Origin of the sequence: Actinocrinis sp. (assembly GCF_035653575.1) — a bacterium.
Lineage (GTDB): Bacteria > Actinomycetota > Actinomycetes > Streptomycetales > Catenulisporaceae > Actinocrinis.
Map to the genome: position 1 here is coordinate 1 of NZ_DASRBQ010000074.1, position 3,072 is coordinate 3,072.

Annotated in this window: 2 protein-coding genes; one reads left to right on the top strand and one right to left on the bottom strand. The window is 69.3% G+C overall.

All coding sequences use genetic code 11. From position 1 onward, the window contains the following. Positions 1-70 precede the first annotated feature (70 nt). On the top strand, positions 71-1,546 hold the full coding sequence (locus tag VFA06_RS10695; protein WP_324840322.1) for an IS1380 family transposase: 1,476 nt from the start codon (positions 71-73) through the stop codon (positions 1,544-1,546). Between the two features lie 395 nt (positions 1,547-1,941). Here VFA06_RS10695 and VFA06_RS10700 read toward each other — a convergent pair. Next, positions 1,942-3,072: proton/sodium-translocating pyrophosphatase (locus VFA06_RS10700; protein WP_324840323.1), on the bottom strand; the 1,131-nt coding region annotated here is incomplete at its 5' end.

Sequence of the window (3,072 nt, forward strand, 5' to 3'; positions counted from 1 at the left end):
GTATTTCCGGGGCTTTCCGTCCGGGGTGTGACTTATCGTGGCGGGTAGTGATGCCGTCCACGACCTGTGAATGAAACTCACCCAGCGGGTGATGGTCATTAACCGTGACAGACGGTCCGGACGGCTTCTGATCCGCGCTGATGATCCGTCGCTGACGCCGTACGCGGGGCTGGCGATCTGCGGCGAGCTGGCGCGCAATCTGCGGCTGGTGGAGCTGACCGACGCCGAGCTTCAGGCGGCTGGGCGGGTGGCGCCGGTCAAACAGCGCCGACGGGGGCTCTCGCCGGGCGAGCTTGTGGTCTCGATCGCTGAGGCGCAGCTGGTCGGTGCGGCCTGCTTTGACGACATCGAGGTGCTGCGGGCCGATGACGCGCTGGCGCCGTGGCGGGCGGTCGCCCAGGCGCCGTCGGCGCCGACCGCCCGGCAGCTGGCCTGCCGGTTCCGTGCCGGCCATATCCACGCGATCGAGCGGGCCGCGGCGCGTTGTGGCAACGAGCTTGACCGCAGCCTCGGCCGCGATCCCGCGGAGGCGGTGACGTTCGATCTGGACGCGACCGAGACGGTGATCTACGGTCGGCGCAAGCGCGGCGCTGGCCGCAGCCGCCAGGGGCACTTGGCCTACAACTCCTATGTGGTCAGTTGGGCCGAGCGCGGGCGTGCGCTGACCTCGGAGCTCAAAGGCGGCAACCAGGCGCGGATCAAGGCGACCCTGTCGCTGAGGATGCTCGCGCGCGCCGAGCGGCTCCTGCCCGAAGGGCACGGACAGATCACCGTCCGCGGCGACAATGGCTTCTACTCGGCCGAGCTGATGATGGGGCTGCGCAAGCGGCGGATGCGCTTCACGCTCTCGGCAACCCGCACATCCGTGATGTGGCAAAAGCTCGCCGAGATCGAAGAGGAGGCGTGGGTCGATGCGCTCGATATGCGCGGCGCGCAGGTCGCCGAGCTTGCGTTCACCCCGGAGGGCTGGAAGCACGACCCGCTGCGGTTGATCGTCCGACGCGTGCCGGTCACCGCCGAGGAGCTCAGGCGGGGCAATCCCAAGGCGCGCAGGCGCAAGACGATCCCGCCCGAGCAGCTGCAGATGGTGCTCGACGGCCAGCTGGATTCGACCTACGCCTACAGCTTCATCGTCACCGACATCCCAGCGCAGGAGAAGACCACCATCGAGGTCGAGCACCTCCACCGCCAGCGGGCGCAGATCGAGGAGCGCTTCAAAGACGCCAAGCTCGGCCACGCGCTCAGGCACCTGCCCTCCCGCGACCCGAACGCCAACCGCCTGTGGCTGTGCTGCACGCTGCTCGCGCTCAACATCTGCGCCTGGGTGTGCGACATCAGCCCCGCCGCGCGCGCATCCGGCGCCGCGCCCGACCAGCGCACGCCGCTGCGGCGTCACGCCAAAACGCTGCGGCACCTGCTGTTCTGCGTCCCCGCCCGGATCGTGCGCACCGCCCGCCAGACGATCATGCGCCTGCCCACCGGCTTCCCGCACCTCGAGACGTTCAACGCCACCTATCACGCAGCGCTCGCGCTCCCCGGCCCCTAACCATCCCCGGCCGGTCCGACGACGAGCATCCCCGGCAACACCACCCAACTCGGCGACCCCACAACCGGCGGTCAACACAGCCCCTGACACACCATCAGCACACGACCGCCGCCATCTCCCAGCGTCACGGGCACGCAAACCGCCACCACGCCGCAGATCAGCGCTCAAACGCACGTGTTCGAGCCCTACTCACGGAACTAGGTCTGACGGACATCCGCCTCCGCAGCTTCGGCGAGCGGCACGCCCCGCTTCCCCGGCTGTACCAAGCTGTTGGAGCGCCGGGAAGCAGTGACGTGGCCGCGCTGCCCTCCTGGGTGCCCTCGCGGAACCCTTACGACGAAACCCGAACTCCCAATCCACGAAGCCGGGGCACCCAGGAGGGCAGCGCGGCCACGTCACGTAATGATCGGGATGATCAGCAGCGCCACGATGTTCGCGACCTTGATCATCGGGTTGATCGCCGGCCCGGCGGTGTCCTTGTAGGGATCGCCGACCGTGTCGCCGGTCACCGCGGCCGCGTGCGCCTCGGATCCCTTGCCGCCGAACGCGCCGTCCTCGATCAGCTTCTTGGCGTTGTCCCAGGCGCCACCACCCGAGGTCATCGAGATCGCCACGAACAGGCCGACGACGATCACGCCGATCAGCAGCCCGCCGAGTGCCTCGACGCTGATCAGCCCGACGATCACCGTGATCACGATCGGGATCAGCGCCGGCGCGATCATCTCGCGCTGCGCGGCCCGGGTGACGAGCCCGACCGCGGTCCCGTACTCCGGCTGGTCGGTGCCCTCCATGATCCCTGGCTTCTCGCGGAACTGCCGGCGGACCTCCTCGACCACCGACCCACCCGCGCGCCCGACCGCCTCCATCGACAGCGAGGTGAACATGTAGACCATCAGCCCGCCGATCAGCAGCCCGATCAGCACCGGCGGGGTGCCGATCTGGAACGTGTACTTCGCGCCGACCTCGCGCGCGAAGGCGTCGAACAGCACGAGCGCGGCGAGCGCGGCCGATCCGATCGCGTATCCCTTGGTGACCGCCTTGGTCGTGTTGCCGACGGCGTCGAGCGGGTCGGTGACGTTGCGCACGTCCTCGGGCAGGTCGGCCATCTCGGCGATGCCACCGGCGTTGTCGGTGATCGGGCCGAACGCGTCGAGGGCCACGATCAGCCCCATCAGCGAGAGCTGGGCCATGACCGCCACCCCGATGCCGTAGATGCCCTCGGTGCCGCCGCCGGCGAGCTTCCAGGACCCGAGGATGCCCATCGCGATCACGATCGCCGGCGCGCCGGTCGCCTGCTGGCCCGCGGCGAGGCCCTGGATGATGTTGGTCGCGTGCCCGGTCTGGGACGCCCGGGCGGTCCGCTTCACCGGCGAGAACCGCGTCGAGGTGTAGTAGTCGGTGATCACGAACAGGCATCCGGTGACCCCCAGCCCGATCACCGAGCACAGGTAGAACTTCCACCAGGGCGGCGCGGCGCCGTGGGGCACCGTCAACCCGCGCATCATGTAGTAGGTCCCGGGGATGAA